Here is a 17235-nt window from a genome sequence, read left to right on the forward strand (position 1 = left end):
CTCCCCGCATGGACGTGGAGTTGCGCACGGTGACGGAACGCTTACGCCGCGAGGCAGGGGTCTCGGAGAGTTACGAGAGGCTGGTCGCGACCGGCGATGTGGAGGAACTCGCGGAGGTGCTCGTCGGTGCGGGCCAGCCTCTGTGGGCCCGGGAACTGGCGGCGGTCAGGCTCGGCACTGCGGGGGACCGCCGGGCCTTCGAGGCCCTGGTGCTGCTTCTGAACCACCGGGATCCCTCGCGGTGCGCTGCCGCCGCCTACGCCCTGGCCAGGCTGCGCGACCCGCGTACGGCACGCGCGGCAGCCGCCCTGGCCACCAATGAGCTGCGGATTGCCTACGCCCTGCACCCGGTGCGTCTGCTCACCGAACTGCGCGCGCCCGAATCGGCGCCCGCGCTCATCACCACGCTGGGGCGCAGGCTCGCCCCGCACGATCCGTACGGGAAGATCGCGCTGGCCTGTGTGGAGGGCCTGGGGGCGCTGGGGGACCCGCGGGCCAGGCCCGTCCTGACGCAGGCGTGCGGTTTCCCGCGGTTCGCGGCGGCGGCGTCCGCGGCCCTGGCCCGGCTGCCCGCCTGACCTCGCGGCCCTTCACAGCAGGGTGAGCTGGGTGCCGCCCGGTGCGGCGGTTGCGGCAGGCCCGGCCTGCTCCGGTACGCGGATGCGGCGGGAGGCGCCCGCGCGTGCGGGCCCGATGCCGAACTCCTCGGCCAGTTCGTGGACTTGCCGGGTGATGCGGCGCTGGTACCACTTGGGCGCGTAGGCCCCTTCCGCGTACAGCCGCTCGTAGCGCCGCACCAGATACGGGTGGTGCCGCTCCAGCCAGGCCATGAACCACTCGCGCGCGCCGGGCCGCAGATGCAGCACGAGGGGTGTCACGGAGGTGGCCCCCGAGGCGGCGACGGCCCGCACGGTCGCCCGCAGCTGCTCGGGCCTGTCCCCGAGGAACGGGATCACGGGCGCCATCAGCACACCGCACCCGATGCCGTGCTCGGTCAGTGTCCGTACGGCGTCGAGGCGCCGTTCCGGAGCGGGCGTGCCCGGCTCCACGGTGCGCCACAGCTCCTGGTCGACGAAGCCGACGGACACGGAGATCCCGACGTCCGTGACGGCGGCTGCCTGTTTGAGCAGGTCGAGGTCGCGCAGGATCAGCGTGCCCTTGGTGAGGATGGAGAAGGGGTTCGCGTGATCGCGCAGGGCGGCGATGATGCCGGGCATCAGGCGGTAGCGCCCCTCGGCCCGCTGATAGCAGTCGACGTTCGTGCCCATCGCGATGTGCTCGCCGTGCCAGCGGGGCGAGGCGAGTTGGCGGCGCAGCAGATCGGGGGCGTTGACCTTGACCACGATCTGGCTGTCGAAGCCCAGCCCCGTGTCCAGGTCCAGATAGCTGTGCGTCTTGCGCGCGAAGCAGTAGACGCACGCGTGCGAGCAGCCCCGATAGGGATTGACCGTCCACTCGAACGGCATGCGCGACGCTCCCGGCACCCGGTTCACGATCGTTCTCGCCCGGATCTCGTGGAAGGTGATTCCCGCGAATTCGGGTGTGTCGAAGGTCCGGGTCGTGACCGCGTCCGCGCCGAACAGCGCGGCATCCGCGACACCCCGTGCCGGACCGTCGGCGAGGTTCTCCCAGCGCATGACGCCTCCTCGGTAGCACTGACCACAGAATAGAACATACGTTCCCTTGATCGCGCGACCCGGTACCCCGGTGACCCCGATTTGAGGGCCCGGTACGCAGGGTGGTTGGCTTTCCGCGAACCACACCCCGAACAACCGAGTGCTGGAGGAAGTGCCATGGCGCAGGTCGAGGCGACCACGGAGCGGATCATCGCGGCGCGGCCGGAGGACGTCTTCGACGCACTCGCCGACTACGCGAACGTGCGCCCGAAGATCCTGTCGGAGCACTTCAGCGAGTACGAGGTGCGCGAGGGCGGCGACGGCGACGGGACGCTCGTCCACTGGAAGCTCCAGGCGACCAGCAAGCGCATCCGCGACTGCCTCCTCGAGGTCACCGAGCCGACCGACGGACAGCTCGTCGAGAAGGACCGCAACTCCTCCATGGTCACCACCTGGACCGTGACCCCGGCCGGTGAGGGCAAGGCGCGCGTGGTCGTCTCCACCGTGTGGAACGGCGCGGGCGGCATCGGCGGCTTCTTCGAGAAGACCTTCGCCCCCAAGGGCCTCGGGCGCATCTACGACGAGGTGCTCGGCAAGCTCGCGGGGCAGGTCGAGAAGTAGGACCGCGCCTGACCGGCGAAGCAGGGCCGTACCTGACCGGCCCTCAACTCCGGTAGCCCAACAGGGTTGTTGTCACGCTCACCGTTTCGAGTGGTTTTCTGTTCGGGCCAGTTGTACGGCGTAGGGCTCCCACCGGCGCATACGTGTGCCGGACCCCGCGCAGGGGCGACTCGTCGCGCTTGCTCGCAGTTGTCGCGTAATGCGAGAAATGTGCGGCGCAGGTGCGACGAGGGGAGCAGGACGTGGGCGGTACGACGCTGGTGAAGGACGCCGAACTGGGGGATCCGGTGGCGGTCGTGGCGCCCGACGGCCCCCGTGAGCCGCCACCGCCCGGGCAGCACGGATCGGCGACCGAGGGACTCAGTCCCGCCCGCGTCCGGATGGTCTTCGTCGGGCTCATGCTCGCGCTGCTGCTCGCCGCCCTCGAGCAGATGATCGTCGCCACCGCGCTCCCGAAGATCGTCGGTGAGCTGCACGGCCTGGACAAGATGTCCTGGGCGATCACCGCCTACCTCCTGACGTCCACGGTCGGCCTGCCCATCTACGGCAAGCTCGGCGACCTCTTCGGGCGCAAGGGCGTCTTCCAGTTCGCGATCATCATCTTCATCGTCGGCTCCGCGCTTGCCGGTTGGTCGCGGACGATGGACCAGCTCATCGCCTTCCGCGCCATCCAGGGCATCGGCGCGGGCGGCCTCATGATCGGCGTACAGGCGATCATCGCGGACATCGTGCCGCCCCGGGAACGCGGCCGCTACATGGGCCTCATCGGTGCCGCCTTCGGCCTCGCGTCGGTCGCGGGACCCCTGCTCGGCGGGTTCTTCACCGACCACGTGACCTGGCGCTGGTGCTTCTACTTCAACGTGCCCTTCGGGCTCGTCACCCTCGCCGTCGTCAGCTTCGTTCTCAAGCTGCCCAAGCCCACCGCCAAGGCCCGACTCGACGTCATCGGCGCGCTGTTGCTCACTTCCGCGTCCACCTGCCTGGTCCTGCTGACCAGTTGGGGCGGGACCGAGTACGCGTGGGGCTCGCGCGTCATCCTGGGGCTCGCGGCCGGGGCCGTCGTCTCCGTCGTGCTCTTCGTCGTCGCCGAACGCTTCGCCGCAGAACCGATCATCCCGCTGCGCCTGTTCCGCGACTCGGTCTTCAACGTCACCGCCGTCGTGGGCATGGTCGTCGGGGTCGCGCTCTTCGGGGCCGCCAGCTATCTGCCGACCTTCCTCCAGATGGTCGACGGGGCGAGCGCCACCGAGTCCGGACTGCTCATGCTGCCGATGATGGGCGGCGTCGTCGGCGCCTCGATCCTCTCCGGGCAGCTCATCAGCCACACCGGGCGCTACAAGATCTACCCGGTCATCGGCGGCATCCTCTCCGTCATCGGCATGTACCTGCTCTCCCGGCTCGAAGTCGACACACCCCGGCTGCACTACAGCATCTGGATGGCCGTACTCGGCGCGGGCGTCGGCCTCGTCATGCCGGTGCTGATCCTCGCCGTGCAGAACGCGGTGCGCCCCGCCGACCTCGGCACCGCCACCAGCGCCAACAACTACTTCCGGCAGATCGGCGGCAGCGTCGGCGCCGCGATCTTCGGCACGCTCTTCGCCGACCGGCTCGCGGACTCGCTCACCGACCGCATCCCGGCCTCGGCGGGCCTCCCCGACCCCGAGGCCATCACCCCGCAGCTCGTCCACGCGATGCCCGCACCGCTGCGCGACGGCTACATCCAGGCGTACGCCGACGCGATGCCGCGCATCTTCCTCTACCTGGTGCCGGTGCTCGTGCTCGGCATGCTGATCACCTTCTTCCTCAAGGAGACACCCCTGTTGTCCAGTGCAGCAGCGTCCCAGGACGCCCCCACGGCCGAGCCCGCGACCGTCCCGCAGGCCCGTGCCTCGTACGCAGCCGGGGTGCCCGTGTGCGGCACCGTGCAGCACCCCGACGGCACCGTGGTGCCCCGCGCCGCACTGACCCTCATCGATGTCGGCGGGCAGCAGATCGGCCGCGGCGCGAGCGGCGACGACGGGCGGTACGCGCTCTCCACGCCGGGCTCGGGATCGTTCGTCCTGATCGCGGCCGCGGGCGGCCACCAGCCGCAGGCGGTCACCGTCACCGTCGGGGAGCGGCCGGTCGAGCTCGACGTGGTGCTCGGCGGCGCCGGGCGCCTTGCGGGCAGCGTGGTCACCGCCGACGGGACCCCGGTCAGGGACGCCGCGGTGACCCTCACCGACGTACGCGGCGAGGTCGTCGCGAGCACCCGCAGCGGGCGCGAGGGCGGCTACGTCATCACCGAGCTGGTGGCCGGCGAGTACACCCTCGCCGCCAGCGCCCCCGCCTTCCGCCCCGCCGCCCTGCCCGTCTCGGTGCAGGCGTCCCGCGAGACCCGCCAGGACGTCGAGCTCGCGGGCGGCGCCGTCCTGCGCGGGACCGTGCGGGCCAGCGGCGGGCGCCCCGTGGAGGACGCGCGCGTGACGCTGCTCGACGCTGCGGGCAACGTCGTGGACACCCTCACCACCGGTCAGGACGGCACCTTCCGGTTCATCGACCTGTCGTCCGGCGAGTACACGGTCATCGCCGCGGGCTACCCGCCGGTCGCCACCGTGCTCCAGGTCGCGGGCGGCGGGCGCACGGAGCGGGATCTCCAGCTGGGGCACGAGGACTAGAGCCCCGTGTGACGGGCGGCGGGGGCGTGGTGCGGCGGGGCAGCGCAAGATACCGGCCGGAAGCGCTCCCGTGCCGTTCAATTCCCTTATTGCACCGCACGGCAACCTGCGCCGGTCGTACGGTGGTCGGGGGCGGCGCAGGGCGTTCGCGGCGCCGCCGGAAGGAGCGTTCGCCATGGAATACGGCAGCCCGGGCGGGCCGGTGGCGCAGCCTGCCATGGCCGGCCGGATCCCGCTCGCCGTGGTCGTCGTCGACGGGGCGGGTTCCGTCTCGCACTGGAGCACCGGCGCACGGAAACTCTTCGGGTACTCCAGGGAAGAAGCCGTCGGAAGCCCGGCGGCCGACCTGCTCCCGGTCTCCGGCGCGATCCCCGAGGACCACACGAACTTCGGTGTGTACGACGGCTTGGGGCCCGACCTGGAGACCTCCCTCGACGGAGGCATCTCGTACCCCGCGGCCGGGCGCGCGCGGCTCTCCGTGCCCGGCGGCGACCAGCACCGCGTGGACGTCCTGTGGTGGGCGTATCCGCTCGTCGGCCCCGGACCCGAGCGGCTGCTCGTGCTCGCGGCCGACGCCGAACACCTCGCCGACGAGGAGGGCCGGGATCCGGGCCGGGTCGAGCGCATCACACCGGGGTTCGCCCTGCACACGGACTTCCCCGGAGCGGACGAGTTGGCGCGCCGGCTTCCCGAGATCCTGCCCAGCATGAGCGTGGGCGAGAGCTCCCGCATCGTGGCGCAGATCCTCGAACTGGGCTACCCCGTCATGGAGTTCAGCAAGTACGACCGCGTGCCCGTCACCCCCGACTGGGGCGTGCCCCGGCGCGCCGAGCGCAAGGCCCGCAGGCTGCGCGCCGAGCAGGCCGCCGCCGAAGGCGGCACGCCCGAACCGGACGCGCACGACGAGGGCCAGGACCTCGAATACGCGGCGGTCCGCGAACACCTGGAGTTCCTGAACGAGGTCAGCGGGCGCATCGGCTCCTCGCTCGACCTCTCCCGGACGATCGTCGAGGTCAGCAGGGCCGTGGTGCCGCGCTTCACCGACGTGGCGGGCACCTATCTGCGCGAACAGGTCATCGCGGGGGAGGGTTTCCCCGAGGGCCCGCCGGACGAGACGACGATGTGGCACCGGGTCGCCGTGGAGCACACGGACGAGCCGGGCCGCTGGGACGACGTCGTGCCCGTCGGCGAATCCATGCCGTTCCCGTCGCACACGCCGTTCTTCCAGTGCATGACCTCGGGCGATCCGGTCCTCGTGCCGCGCATCACCGAGGAGATGGGCAACGCGATCGCCTCGCAGTTCGAGAAGCGCGACATCCGCCCGCTCATCAACCACCGCTCGATGCTCGTCGTGCCCCTGAAGGCCCGCAATGTGGTGCTCGGATTCATGATCCTGCTGCGCCACCGGGAGCGGGCCGTCTTCAACGACATGGACCGCGTCACCGGCGCCGAACTGGCCGCACGCGCGGGCCTCGTGCTCGACAACGCCCGCATGTACACCTACCAGGAGAGTGTCGCCGACACCCTCCAGGACAGCATGCTGCCGCACATCGAACCCCGCATGACCGGCTGCGACATCGCCACGCGCTATCTGCCGGGCACGCTGCTCGGCCGGGTCGGCGGCGACTGGTTCGACTCCGTGAAGCTGCCCGGATCGCGCACGGCGCTCGTCGTCGGCGACGTGATGGGACACGGCCTCAACTCCGCAGCCATGATGGGCCAGTTGCGCACTGCCGTGCAGACCATGGCGGCCCTCGACCTGCCGCCCGCGCAGCTCCTGCGCAACCTCGACGACCTGGCGCAGCGGCTCGGCGAGCACTACCTGGCGACCTGCCTCTACGCGGTCTACGACCCCATCGCGAACGAGCTGCACCTGGCCAACGCGGGACACATCCCGCCCGTCCTGGTCCGCGCCGACGACGGCCGCAGCGAGCTCCTGGACCTGCCGACCGGGGCGCCGATCGGCGTCGGAGGTGTGCCCTTCGAGGCGGTCACCGTCCGTGTGGCGCCCGGCGACCGGCTCCTGATGTGCACCGACGGCCTGGTCGAGGTGCGCGGCGAGGACATCGGCGTCGGCCTCGCCACGCTCACCGAGTCCGCGGCGCACCCCGCGGCCTCCATGGACCACGCCTGCGACACCATCATCCGGGCGCTCGCCGTGACATTTGCTGACGCGGGGCGCGGCGGACGCAAGGACGACGTGGCGCTCCTGATGGCACGCCTGAACGGCGTGGCACAGGAGGACGTCGCGACCTGGCGGCTCGCGCTCGATCCGAGCGAGGTGAGCAGGGCCCGCGACCTGGTGCGCGGCCAGCTGATCGCCTGGTCGCGCGAGGACCGGTCCGAGACCGCCGAGCTCCTGGTCGGCGAGCTCGTCACCAATGCCGTACGGCACTCGCGCGGGGGCGGCGTCGGGCTCCGTATGGTCCGCTCCGGGGCCACGCTGATCTGCGAGGTCGAGGACGAGGACCACACCCTGCCGACGCTCCTGAACGCGGGTCCCGGCGACGAGTTCGGGCGCGGCCTGCGGATCGTCAGCGTGCTCGCCAAGGAGTGGGGGACCAGCCGTACGTCCTCGGGCAAGACCGTGTGGTTCGAACTCGCGCCGTCCCGCGCGGGGAGGGTCTGAGGGGGCTCGGGGTGCGCGCGCCGGGCGGGCGCGCGCGGAAGTCGCGGTGAATGCTCGCGCCGGTGACTTGTCCGTGCACCCCGCGCGCGGTAGACCGATCTTGCCGTCGGCTTCGGCGGCGGTCGTCGTCGCACCCTGGGGAGCTGGGCATGAGCGTCACGAGTCGGTACAAGGAGGCGTGGGAAGGGTTCTGGCGGGAAGCCCCGGAGGAACCGGGGGCCGTCTTCTGGGACGCCGAGCCCGCGCTCACCGTCGGCATCCATCTCGCCCTCTTCGAACCGCACATGACGGCCGCCGGGCTCCCCGTCGTGGACGTCGGCTGCGGCAACGGCACCCAGACCCGGTTCCTCGCCGACCGCTATCTGCGCGTCCTGGGCGTCGACCTGTCCGCCGCCGCCCTCGCGCACGCGCGCCGCGCCGATCCGGCGGAGCAGGTCGAGTTCCGGCAGGTCGACGCCGCGGAGAGATCCGAGGCCGAGCAACTGCACGCGGAACTCGGCGACGTGAACGTCTATATGCGCGGGGTGCTCCACCAGTGCGATCCCGACGACCGCGGGCCGCTCGTCGAGGGCATCGCGGCGCTGGTCGGCGAGCGCGGCAGAGCATTCGTCGTCGAGCTCGCCGAGGCCGCGGGGACGGTCTTACGGGGCCTTGCCCGCAGCCCGCAGGGCCCGCCGCCGAAGCTGGCGCCCGTCTTCGCGCACGGCATCGCGCCGGGCGAGGTCGCGGACGCGGCGGTACCGCGGTACGTGGCGGCGGCCGGGCTCACGATCGTCGCCGCGGGCGAACTACCCCTCATCACCACCGAGTTCACCCCCGACGGCAGCCGCATCGAACTCCCGTCGAAGTGGCTGGTACTGGGCCGGTGACGTGACGATCACGACGCCGGCCCTTCGTGACCGACATGCCGGGAGCAGTGCGTCGTGTCAGGATCTCGGGCAGGGGTCTGTACGCCGATGGAGTCGCGCCATGCGGATGAGCTGGGCGGATGCGGTGCCGCCTGCCGCGGGGTCCGTGGTCATGGCCACCACCGTGCTCTCCGTCGGCCTGCATCTGACCGGCGCGGAGCGGGCGTCGCTGGCGCTGCTCGGCCTCGCGCTGCTGGCCTGGGTGTTCCTCGCCGCCGTTTTCGTACGGCATCTGCTGGCCGAACGGGACCGCTGGCTGCGTGAGATCGACACCCCGCCCGCCCTGACCGCCGTCGCCGCCACGGCGGTACTCGGCACCCGGCTCTCCCTGCTCGGGCACCAGGCCGTGTCCGTGGCCCTGCTCTGCCTCAGCGCGCTGCTCTGGCCGCTGCTGATGTCCCACGTGATCCGCCACTGGCAGAGCAAGGTGCCGGGCGCCGCCTATCTGGTGTGCGTGGCCACCCAGGCCGTCGTCGTCCTGGCCTCCACCGTGGCCGTCGCGGACCGGCAGGCGTGGCTGATGTGGCCTGCCCTGGTCTTCTTCTTCGTGGGTCTCGTCCTGTACGCCGTCGTGCTCAGCCGCTTCGACTTCCGTCAGCTCGCCACCGGGCGGGGCGACCACTGGATCATCGCCGGGGCCATGGCCATCTCCGCCCTGGCCGGATCGAAGCTGGTCGCCGCCGCGGTGCCGGACGGTCCGCTGCGGTGGGCCACCCCGGCCCACGACGCCCTGCGGATCGTCACCCTGGCCGCGCTCGGCCTCGCCTTCGCCTGGTACGCGGTGCTCGTCGGCTGCGAAGTGCGATGGCCGCGCCCGCGCTACGACGTCCGCCGCTGGGCCACCGTCTTCCCCCTCGGCATGACCGCGGTCGCCGCGCTCTCCGTCTCCACGGCCGCGGCCGTCCCCGCCCTCTGGACCTGCGGGAAGGTGCTGCTGTGGCCCGCGCTCGCGGTCTGGGTGGTGGTCGCGGCGGGCGCCGCTCGCCGCGCGTCCCCCTGAGCCACGTCACGGGCCGCCTCACCGGCGGTCCGCGCGAAGGTCCGCACGGCCCCGGTGCCGTGGCCGGCCCGCCACACCAGGCCGTAGCCCACCGGCTCGGCGTCGGTGAAGGGGACGTACGCGACGCCGGGCCTGGCGAAGTACGTCCCTGTGTGCGCGGGAGCCAGGAACGCGCCCCTGCCGCCCGCCACCAGCATCAGCGCCTCCTGCATGTTCGTCACCGCGGGACCGCGGCCGATCGGCCTGCCGGACGGGGTGCGGGACGGGGCGTGGTGCTCCAGCCAGTAGTCGGGCACCTGCCCCTCGATCGGCAGGAGCGGCACATCGGCCAGATCATCGAGCGACACCGCGTCCCGTACGGCCAGCGGATGCGACGAGGCGATCGCGAGCACGCGTGGCTCCGCGAGGAGCTCGGGCCCGCCCCCGAGATCCTCCTCGCGCACCGGGAACTCCGTGAGCTGCACGTCGAACTCGCCCTTGCGCAACTGCCCGTACGGATCACCCAGCGGCACCTCGCAGATCTCCACCGCGAGCCCCGGATGGCTGACGCGCAGTGCCTCCGTCGCCCGCAGCACGATCTCGCCCGCCAGCGGATTGCCGAAGCCGACGTGCAGCACGCCGTCGATGCCGCGCGCGGTGGCCGCGGCCCGCTCGACCGCGGCGTCGATGGCCCGGTGGTGCGGTTCCAGGTCGGCGCGGAGCTGACGGCCGAGCGCGGTGAGGTCGACCCGGCGGCTCGTACGGACGAAGAGCGGGGCGCCGACGCGGCGCTCCGTGCGCTGGATGAGCTGGCTCACCCTGGCACGGGACAGCCGCATGCGCTCGGCCGTGCGGCCGAAGTGCAGCTCCTCGGCGAGCAGCAGAAAGCACTCCAGTTCATCGCGTTCCATCGACGTCCCCCGGCCTGCTCGGATCGGTAAACCTGGTTGAACGAACGTTGCGATCTTCGCCGTTGTTCCGTCCCCGCGCCCTGATCGAGGGTGAGTGAGCCGGGAAATCCCCGGCCGTTTCGGTCAACAGGCGGAGAACTGACGTGAGTTCGAGTGCGCAGACAGAATCATCGGCCGGGGCGCGGAGCGCCTCTCCGGTCTCCTTCAAGCCCCGCGAGTGGGGCGTCCTGCTCGTCCTGTGCGGCGCGATCTTCCTCGAAGGCATCGACGTGGCCATGCTCAACGTGGCGATGCCGGCCATCCGCGCCGACCTCGGTCTTTCCACCGGGTCCCTGCAGTGGGTCATGAGCGCCTACGTCCTCGGATACGGGGGCTTCATGCTGCTCGGCGGCCGTGCCGCCGACCTCTTCGGGCGCCGCCGGATGTTCGTCTTCTGGCTCTCCGTCTTTCTGGTCTTCTCCGGTCTCGGCGGCTTCGCCACCGAGGGCTGGACGCTGATCGTCGCCCGCTTCGTCACCGGCGTCGCCGCGGCCTTCATGACCCCCGCGGGCCTCTCCATCATCACCACCGGCTTCGAAGAGGGCCCGCGCCGCAACAAGGCGCTGCTCATCTACTCCGGCACCGCGGCGGGCGGCTTCTCGATCGGCCTGGTCGTGGGCGGTCTGCTCACCGCGTTCGGCTGGCGCTGGGTCTTCTTCGTGCCCGTCGTGCTCTCCGCCCTGATCCTGGCCGCCGCGCTCGCCTTTGTGCCCCGCTCCCCGCGCCCCGACCGCACCGGGCAGAGCGTCGACCTGACGGGCGCCGTGTCGGTCACCGCCGCGATCGTGCTGCTCGTCCTCGGCGTGGAACGCGCCTCCCACGCGAGCGCCGCCGCCACCACCGGCACCCTGGCCGCGGGCCTCGCCCTGCTCGCCGTCTTCGTCACCGTCGAGCGCCGCGCCGCCTCGCCCCTCGTACGCCCGGGGATCTTCCGCAGCGGAGCCCTGGTCCGCGCCAACCTCGCGGGACTGTTCTTCGCGGGCAGCTTCTTCGGGTTCCAGTTCCTGGTCGTTCTCTACCTCCAGGAGCTGCGCGGCTGGTCCACCCTCCAGACCAGCCTCGCGATGATCGTCATCGGGATCGACGCGGTCCTCTCGCCCACCGTCACGCCCTGGATCGTGCGGCGCCTCGGCAACGCCAGGGCGATCTTCGGCGGTCTGCTGCTCGCCGCGCTCTCCTACGCCCTGTTCCTGCCGGTCGGCTCCGACTGGACGTATCCGGCCATGTTCCCGAGCCTGATCATCCTCGGCCTCGCCTTCGCCCTCACCTACGGACCCCTCACCATCGTCGCCACCGAGGGCGTCAAGGAGGAGGAGCAGGGACTGGCCGGCGGGCTGCTCTACACCGCCTTCCAGTTCGGCGCGGCACTCGGTCTCTCCGCGGCGTCCGCCGTCAACGTCTGGGCCACCGCGTCGAGTTCACCGGCGGACCTCCTCGACGGCTACCGCGCGGCCCTGTGGGTCCCGCTCGCGGCGGCCCTGCTCGCCGCCGGGATCAGCGCCGTCGGGCTCCGTTCGAGGCGCGGCACGGTGGCGGCGTCCGGCGCCGGGACGACGGGAGAGGGGGACGCGGCGGCACGCGACGCGATGGCAGGCGGATCTGGTCCAGGAGTGGGCGAACGCGTAGCGTGAGGCGGCATGAAGATCCTGATCAGCGCAGACATGGAGGGGGCCACTGGTGTCACCTGGCCCGCCGACGTGCTGCCCGGTACGCCGCAGTGGGAGCGGTGCCGTTCGATGTTCACCTCGGACGTCAACGCCGCCGTGCTCGGCTTCTTCGACGGGGGCGCCGACGAGGTGCTCGTCAACGAAGCCCACTGGACCATGCGCAACCTGCTCCTGGAGAACCTCGACGAGCGGGCCGAGATGCTCACCGGGCGGCACAAGTCGCTCTCCATGGTCGAGGGCGTCCAGCACGACGACGTGGACGGCATCGCGTTCATCGGCTATCACGCGGGCGCCGGCATGGAGGGTGTGCTCGCGCACACCTACCTCGCCAACTCGATCACCGGGGTGTGGGTCAACGGCGACCGGGCGAGCGAGGGGCTGCTCAACGCGCACGTCGTCGCCGAGTACGGAGTGCCCGTCGTCCTCGTCACCGGCGACGACCTGGCCTGCGAGGACGCGCTCGGCTACGCGCCCGGCGCGCTGAAGGTCGCCGTCAAGGACCACGTGTCGCGCTACGCGGCGGTCTGCCGCACTCCGCGGCGGACCGCAGCGGACATCAGGGCCGCGGCCCGGGAGGCGGCGTCGCTCGCCGTACGGCACGACCCGGTCCGGGGCGGCCCCTTCACGGTGGAACTGGAATTCGACGCCGAGCATCTTTCCATGGCGTCCACCGTCGTGCCGGGCGTGCGGCGCACCGGCGAACGGAAGATCGCGTACACCAGCGACACCATGTACGAGGGGATTCGTACGTTCAAGGCGGTCACGACGATCGCATCTGCGGCGGTGGAGGAACAGTATGGCTGAGGAGCAGCTGACGCATCAGGGCGCCGGCCAGGTCCCCGGGCAGGCCGGCGCACCGGCATCCGGACACGTCGACGAGCAGGCGCTCGACGAGGTCGTCCGGTTCACCTCCGAACTGATCCGCATCGACACCACGAACCGCGGCGGCGGCGACTGCCACGAGCGGCCCGCCGCCGAGTACGCCGCCGAGCGCCTCGCCGAAGCCGGGCTCGAACCGACGCTCCTGGAGCGCACACCAGGGCGCACGAACGTTGTGGCACGCATCGAGGGCACCGACCCCTCGGCCGACGCGCTGCTCCTCCACGGCCATCTGGACGTCGTTCCGGCCGAGGCAGCCGACTGGACCGTGGACCCGTTCTCGGGGGAGATCCGCGACGGCGAGGTATGGGGCCGCGGCGCCGTCGACATGAAGAACATGGACGCGATGATCCTCTCCGTGGTGCGTGGCTGGGCGCGCCAGGGAGTGCGGCCCCGGCGGGACATCGTGATCGCGTTCACCGCCGACGAGGAGGCCAGCGCCGAGGACGGGTCCGGGTTCCTCGCCGACCGGCACGCGTCGCTCTTCGCGGGGTGCACGGAAGGCGTCAGCGAGTCCGGCGCCTTCACCTTCCACGACGGGCGGGGCAATCAGCTCTACGGCATCGCCGCGGGGGAACGCGGCACCGGCTGGCTCAAGCTGACCGCGCGCGGCAGGGCGGGCCACGGCTCGAAGGTGAACCACGAGAACGCCCTCACCCGCCTTGCGTCCGCGATCACCCGCATCGGCGAGCACCGCTGGCCGGTGCGCCTGACCCCGACGGTCCGGGCGGCCCTGACGGAACTCGCCGCGCTGTACGGGGAACAGGCCGACCTGGACGACCCCGCATTCGACGTGGACGCGCTCCTGGAGAAGCTCGGCCCGGCCGCGTCCCTCGTCGAGGCGACCGTGCGCAACAGCGCCAACCCGACGATGCTGCAGGCCGGATACAAGATCAATGTGATCCCCGGAGAGGCCGTCGCCCATGTGGACGGCCGCTTTCTGCCCGGCGGCGAGGAAGAGTTCGCCGCCACCCTTGACCGGCTCACCGGAGTCGACGTCGACTGGGAGTTCCACCACCGCGAGGTGGCGCTGCAGGCGCCGGTCCACTCCTCGACGTACGCGAAGATGCGCGCGGCAGTCGAGGAGTTCGCGCCGGAGGGGCACGTCGTGCCGTACTGCATGTCCGGCGGCACGGACGCCAAGCAGTTCTCACGACTGGGCATCACGGGCTACGGCTTCACGCCGCTGAAGACACCGGAGGGCTTCGACTACCAAAAGCTCTTCCACGGCGTCGACGAGCGCGTGCCGGTCGACGCGCTGCACTTCGGGGTCCGGGTACTCGACCGCTACCTGAGAACGGCCTAGGGAACACAACCGATCATGGGGGAAGAGAAGGACATGATGGAGACCCAGGCTTACGGATCATGGCCGTCGCCCATCGACGCGGCGCTCGCCGCGGCCCACGACGGCTTGCCGGGTCACGTGGGCTTCGTGGGGGACGAGGCGTGGTGGACCGAGCCGAGGCCCGCCGAAGGAGGCAGGCGCGCCCTGGTGCGGCGGCGCCCGGACGGCGCGGAGGAGTCCGTGCTGCCCGAGCCGTGGAACGTGCGCAGCCGGGTCATCGAGTACGGGGGCCGTTCCTGGGCCGGGGCCGAGGGGCCCGGCGGTCCTCTCGTCGTGTTCGCGAACTTCGCCGACCAGCGCCTGTACGCGTACGAGCCCGACACGCCAGGGGCCGCGCCGCGCCCGCTGACCCCGCTCTCCGGTGTGGGCGGCGGCCTGCGGTTCGTCGATCCGTGCGTGCACCCGGACCGGGGCGAGGTGTGGTGCGTCCTGGAGGAGTTCACCGGCGAGGCGTCCACCGACGTACGGCGGGTCGCGGTCGCCGTGCCGCTCGACGGCTCCGCGGCCGACGACCGCTCGGGCTTGCGTGAACTCTCCGACGACCGGCACCGCTTCATCACCGGGCCCCGGCTCTCGCCGGACGGCGCCCGCGTGGCGTGGATCGCCTGGGACCACCCCCGGATGCCCTGGGACGGCACGGAACTCCTCGTCGCCGCGGTCCGCGACGACGGCACGTTCGGTGCGCCGCGGGTCTTCGCGGGCGGCCCGGAGGAGTCCGTCGCGCAGGTGGAGTGGGCGCCCGACGGACGGCTCCTGTACGTCAGCGACCGCACGGGCTGGTGGAACCTCTACCGCACGGACCCCGCGGACGGCGGGAACGGAGCGCCGCTCTGTCCGCGCGACGAGGAGTTCGGCGGCCCCCTGTGGCAGCTCGGCTCCGGTTGGTTCGCGCCCCTGGCCAGCGGCCTCGTCGCCGTCGTGCACGGCAAGGGCGCCACCGCGCTCGGCGTGCTCGACCCGGAGACCGGCGAGGTCGTCGACGCGGCGGGCCCCTGGACGGAGTGGTCGGCGACCGTCGCCGTGAACGGCACCCGCGCCGTCGGCGTCGCGGCCAGCCCCCGCAGCGCGTACGAGGTCGTGGAACTGGACACCAGCACAGGCCGGGCCCGCGTGATCGGCGCCGCGCACGACGACCCCGTGGACACCGCCTACTACCCCGAACCGCGCATCCGCACCTTCAGCGGCCCGGCAGGGCGTGAGATCCACGCGCACGTCTACCCCCCGCACCACCCGACCCGCGTCGCCCCCGACGACGAACTGGCGCCGTACGTCGTGTGGGTGCACGGCGGCCCCACCAGCCGCTCCCCGCTCGTGCTCGACCTGGAGATCGCCTACTTCACCTCGCGCGGCATCGGCGTCGCCGAGGTGAACTACGGCGGCTCGACCGGCTACGGCCGCGCGTACCGCAACCGCCTGCGCGAGCAGTGGGGCATCGTCGACGTCGAGGACTGCGCGGCCGTCGCCCTCGCCCTGGCCGACGAGGGCACCGCCGACCGCGACCGGCTCGCGATCCGGGGCGGCAGCGCGGGCGGCTGGACCGCGGCGGCCTCGCTGACCACGACGGACGTGTACGCCTGCGCCACCATCATCTACCCCGTCCTCGACCTCACGGAATGGGCCGCGGGCGGCACCCACGACTTCGAGTCGCGGTACCTGGACTCGCTGATCGGTCCGTTCGACGAGGTGCCCACGCGGTACGTGGAGCGCTCGCCCGCGGAGCACGCCGACCGGGTGAGCGTGCCCTTCCTGCTGCTCCAGGGCCTTGACGACGTGGTCTGCCCGCCCGAACAGGCCGAGAGGTTCGTCTCCGATCTGGAGGGGCGGGACGTGCCGTACGCCTACATCGCCTTCGAGGGCGAGGGGCACGGATTCCGTCGCGTGGACACGCTGATCCGCGCACTGGAGGCCGAACTCTCCCTGTACGCCCAGGTGTTCCGGCTGAACCTGGCCGGCGCCACCCCTGTCCTGGAGCTCTCCAAGTGAACCCCCTCATACGCCCCGCGCGGCTGGTCCCCGGCGCGCGGGTCGCCGTCGTCGCGCCCAGCGGCCCCATCCCCGAGGAGCGGCTCCAGGCGGGCCTGGACATCCTGCGCGGCTGGGACCTCGAACCCGTCGTCGCCCCGCACGTCCTTGCCCGGCACCCGCGCTTCGACTACCTCGCGGGCACGGACGCGGACCGCGCCCGCGACCTCCAGGAGGCGTGGTGCGACCCGACCGTCTCCGCGGTGCTCTGCGCGCGCGGCGGTTACGGCGCGCTGCGGATGGCGGAACTGCTCGACTGGACGGCGATGCGGGCGGCAGGACCCAAGGTGTTCGTCGGCTACAGCGACATCACCACGCTGCACGAGGCGTTCGCGGCACGGATGGGCCTGGCCACGCTGCACGGCCCGATGACCGCGGCCCTGGACTTCCTCAAGAACACCCGCGCGCAGGAGCACCTGAGGGCCACGCTCTTCGCGCCGGAGCAGGTCCAGGCGATCGCCACGGGCGGCAGGGCGCTCGTGCCGGGCCGCGCGCGGGGCGTCACGCTCGGCGGCTGCCTCTCGCTGCTCGCCGCGGACATCGGAGCGCCCGGGGTGCGCGCGTCGGCGCGGGGCGGGCTGCTCTTCCTGGAGGACATCGGCGAGGAGACGTACCGCCTCGACCGCTATGTCACCCAACTCGCGCGCGCCGGCTGGCTGGAGGGGGTGCGCGGGGTCGCGCTCGGCTCGTGGGTGGACTGCGATCCGTACGACACCGTGCGGGCCATGCTGCTCGACCGGCTCGGCGGTCTCGGGGTGCCGGTCGTCGAGGAGTTCGGGTTCGGGCACTGCGACGGGGCGCTGACGATTCCGTTCGGGGCGGCGGCCGAACTGGACGCGGACGCGGCGACGTTGACGCTTGACGTGCCCGCGCTGGCGTAGGGGCCACCTGGTCACGACGGGGCTCCGTCCTCACTGAATCTCCGTCAATTCCCGACGGGAAACTCCTGTCACGAGCGTTGA

General features: G+C 72.0%; 12 protein-coding genes and 1 pseudogene. 11 read left to right on the forward strand and 2 right to left on the reverse strand.

The window, feature by feature from the left end; genetic code table 11:
• Positions 1-8 precede the first annotated feature (8 nt).
• Complete coding sequence (locus ABZ906_RS02940; protein WP_361376577.1) at positions 9-578, forward strand: adenylosuccinate lyase; 570 nt, start codon at positions 9-11, stop codon at positions 576-578.
• 12 nt (positions 579-590) lie between these two features.
• On the opposite strand, the gene ABZ906_RS02945 is transcribed toward ABZ906_RS02940, so the two are convergent.
• Entirely contained in the window at positions 591-1637 is a 1047-nt protein-coding gene (locus tag ABZ906_RS02945; RefSeq protein ID WP_361376580.1) for an Rv2578c family radical SAM protein, read from the reverse strand.
• Between the two features lie 156 nt (positions 1638-1793).
• On the opposite strand from ABZ906_RS02945, the gene ABZ906_RS02950 reads away from it, so the two are divergent.
• The 5 genes from ABZ906_RS02950 to ABZ906_RS02970 all read left to right on the forward strand — a co-directional run bounded on the left by ABZ906_RS02950 (position 1794) and on the right by ABZ906_RS02970 (position 9431).
• Entirely contained in the window at positions 1794-2237 is a 444-nt protein-coding gene (locus ABZ906_RS02950; protein WP_361198041.1) for an SRPBCC family protein, read from the forward strand.
• Between the two features lie 242 nt (positions 2238-2479).
• A complete protein-coding gene (locus ABZ906_RS02955) occupies positions 2480-4894 on the forward strand; it encodes an MFS transporter (protein WP_361376583.1) in 2415 nt (804 codons plus the stop codon).
• 175 nt (positions 4895-5069) lie between these two features.
• Positions 5070-7523, forward strand: a complete 2454-nt coding sequence (locus ABZ906_RS02960) for a SpoIIE family protein phosphatase (RefSeq protein WP_361376586.1) — start codon at positions 5070-5072, stop codon at positions 7521-7523.
• A 149-nt stretch (positions 7524-7672) separates the two neighbouring features.
• The gene (locus ABZ906_RS02965) at positions 7673-8392 is read left to right on the forward strand and encodes a class I SAM-dependent methyltransferase (RefSeq protein WP_361198051.1); all 720 of its coding nucleotides are present in this window, start codon (positions 7673-7675) and stop codon (positions 8390-8392) included.
• 100 nt (positions 8393-8492) lie between these two features.
• Entirely contained in the window at positions 8493-9431 is a 939-nt protein-coding gene (locus ABZ906_RS02970) for a tellurite resistance/C4-dicarboxylate transporter family protein (RefSeq protein ID WP_361376589.1), read from the forward strand.
• Between the two features lie 26 nt (positions 9432-9457).
• Here ABZ906_RS02970 and ABZ906_RS02975 read toward each other — a convergent pair.
• Positions 9458-10321, reverse strand: a pseudogene (locus ABZ906_RS02975) (LysR family transcriptional regulator); the annotation flags it as partial.
• Between the two features lie 227 nt (positions 10322-10548).
• On the opposite strand from ABZ906_RS02975, the gene ABZ906_RS02980 reads away from it, so the two are divergent.
• The 5 genes from ABZ906_RS02980 to ABZ906_RS03000 are packed head-to-tail and all read left to right on the forward strand — an operon-like array spanning position 10549 to position 17154.
• Positions 10549-11991, forward strand: a complete 1443-nt coding sequence (locus ABZ906_RS02980; RefSeq protein WP_361378031.1) for an MFS transporter — start codon at positions 10549-10551, stop codon at positions 11989-11991.
• Between the two features lie 6 nt (positions 11992-11997).
• A complete protein-coding gene (locus ABZ906_RS02985; protein ID WP_361376592.1) occupies positions 11998-12831 on the forward strand; it encodes a M55 family metallopeptidase in 834 nt (277 codons plus the stop codon).
• Positions 12824-14212 (forward strand): M20/M25/M40 family metallo-hydrolase, encoded by a 1389-nt coding sequence (locus ABZ906_RS02990; protein ID WP_361376595.1) that lies wholly within the window; start codon positions 12824-12826, stop codon positions 14210-14212. The genes ABZ906_RS02985 and ABZ906_RS02990 overlap by 8 nt, the downstream gene beginning before the upstream one ends.
• Positions 14213-14227: 15 nt before the next feature.
• Complete coding sequence (locus ABZ906_RS02995; protein ID WP_361376598.1) at positions 14228-16234, forward strand: prolyl oligopeptidase family serine peptidase; 2007 nt, start codon at positions 14228-14230, stop codon at positions 16232-16234.
• Positions 16231-17154 (forward strand): LD-carboxypeptidase, encoded by a 924-nt coding sequence (locus ABZ906_RS03000; RefSeq protein ID WP_361376601.1) that lies wholly within the window; start codon positions 16231-16233, stop codon positions 17152-17154. Before ABZ906_RS02995 ends, ABZ906_RS03000 begins: the two co-directional genes overlap by 4 nt.
• The last annotated feature ends 81 nt before the right edge of the window (positions 17155-17235 follow it).

Source organism: Streptomyces sp. NPDC046925 (genome assembly GCF_040644915.1).
Taxonomy (GTDB): Bacteria; Actinomycetota; Actinomycetes; order Streptomycetales; family Streptomycetaceae; genus Streptomyces.

What these genes read in the sequence shown, in the direction of transcription:
- ABZ906_RS02965 (WP_361198051.1), top strand. Translation starts at nt 7,673, where the DNA reads ATGAGCGTCACGAGTCGGTACAAGGAGGCGTGGGAAGGGTTCTGGCGG.
- ABZ906_RS02970 (WP_361376589.1), top strand. Translation starts at nt 8,493, where the DNA reads ATGCGGATGAGCTGGGCGGATGCGGTGCCGCCTGCCGCGGGGTCCGTG.
- ABZ906_RS02945 (WP_361376580.1), bottom strand. Translation starts at nt 1,637, where the DNA reads ATGCGCTGGGAGAACCTCGCCGACGGTCCGGCACGGGGTGTCGCGGAT.
- ABZ906_RS02985 (WP_361376592.1), top strand. Translation starts at nt 11,998, where the DNA reads ATGAAGATCCTGATCAGCGCAGACATGGAGGGGGCCACTGGTGTCACC.
- ABZ906_RS02995 (WP_361376598.1), top strand. Translation starts at nt 14,228, where the DNA reads ATGGGGGAAGAGAAGGACATGATGGAGACCCAGGCTTACGGATCATGG.
- ABZ906_RS02960 (WP_361376586.1), top strand. Translation starts at nt 5,070, where the DNA reads ATGGAATACGGCAGCCCGGGCGGGCCGGTGGCGCAGCCTGCCATGGCC.
- ABZ906_RS02940 (WP_361376577.1), top strand. Translation starts at nt 9, where the DNA reads ATGGACGTGGAGTTGCGCACGGTGACGGAACGCTTACGCCGCGAGGCA.
- ABZ906_RS02990 (WP_361376595.1), top strand. Translation starts at nt 12,824, where the DNA reads ATGGCTGAGGAGCAGCTGACGCATCAGGGCGCCGGCCAGGTCCCCGGG.
- ABZ906_RS02950 (WP_361198041.1), top strand. Translation starts at nt 1,794, where the DNA reads ATGGCGCAGGTCGAGGCGACCACGGAGCGGATCATCGCGGCGCGGCCG.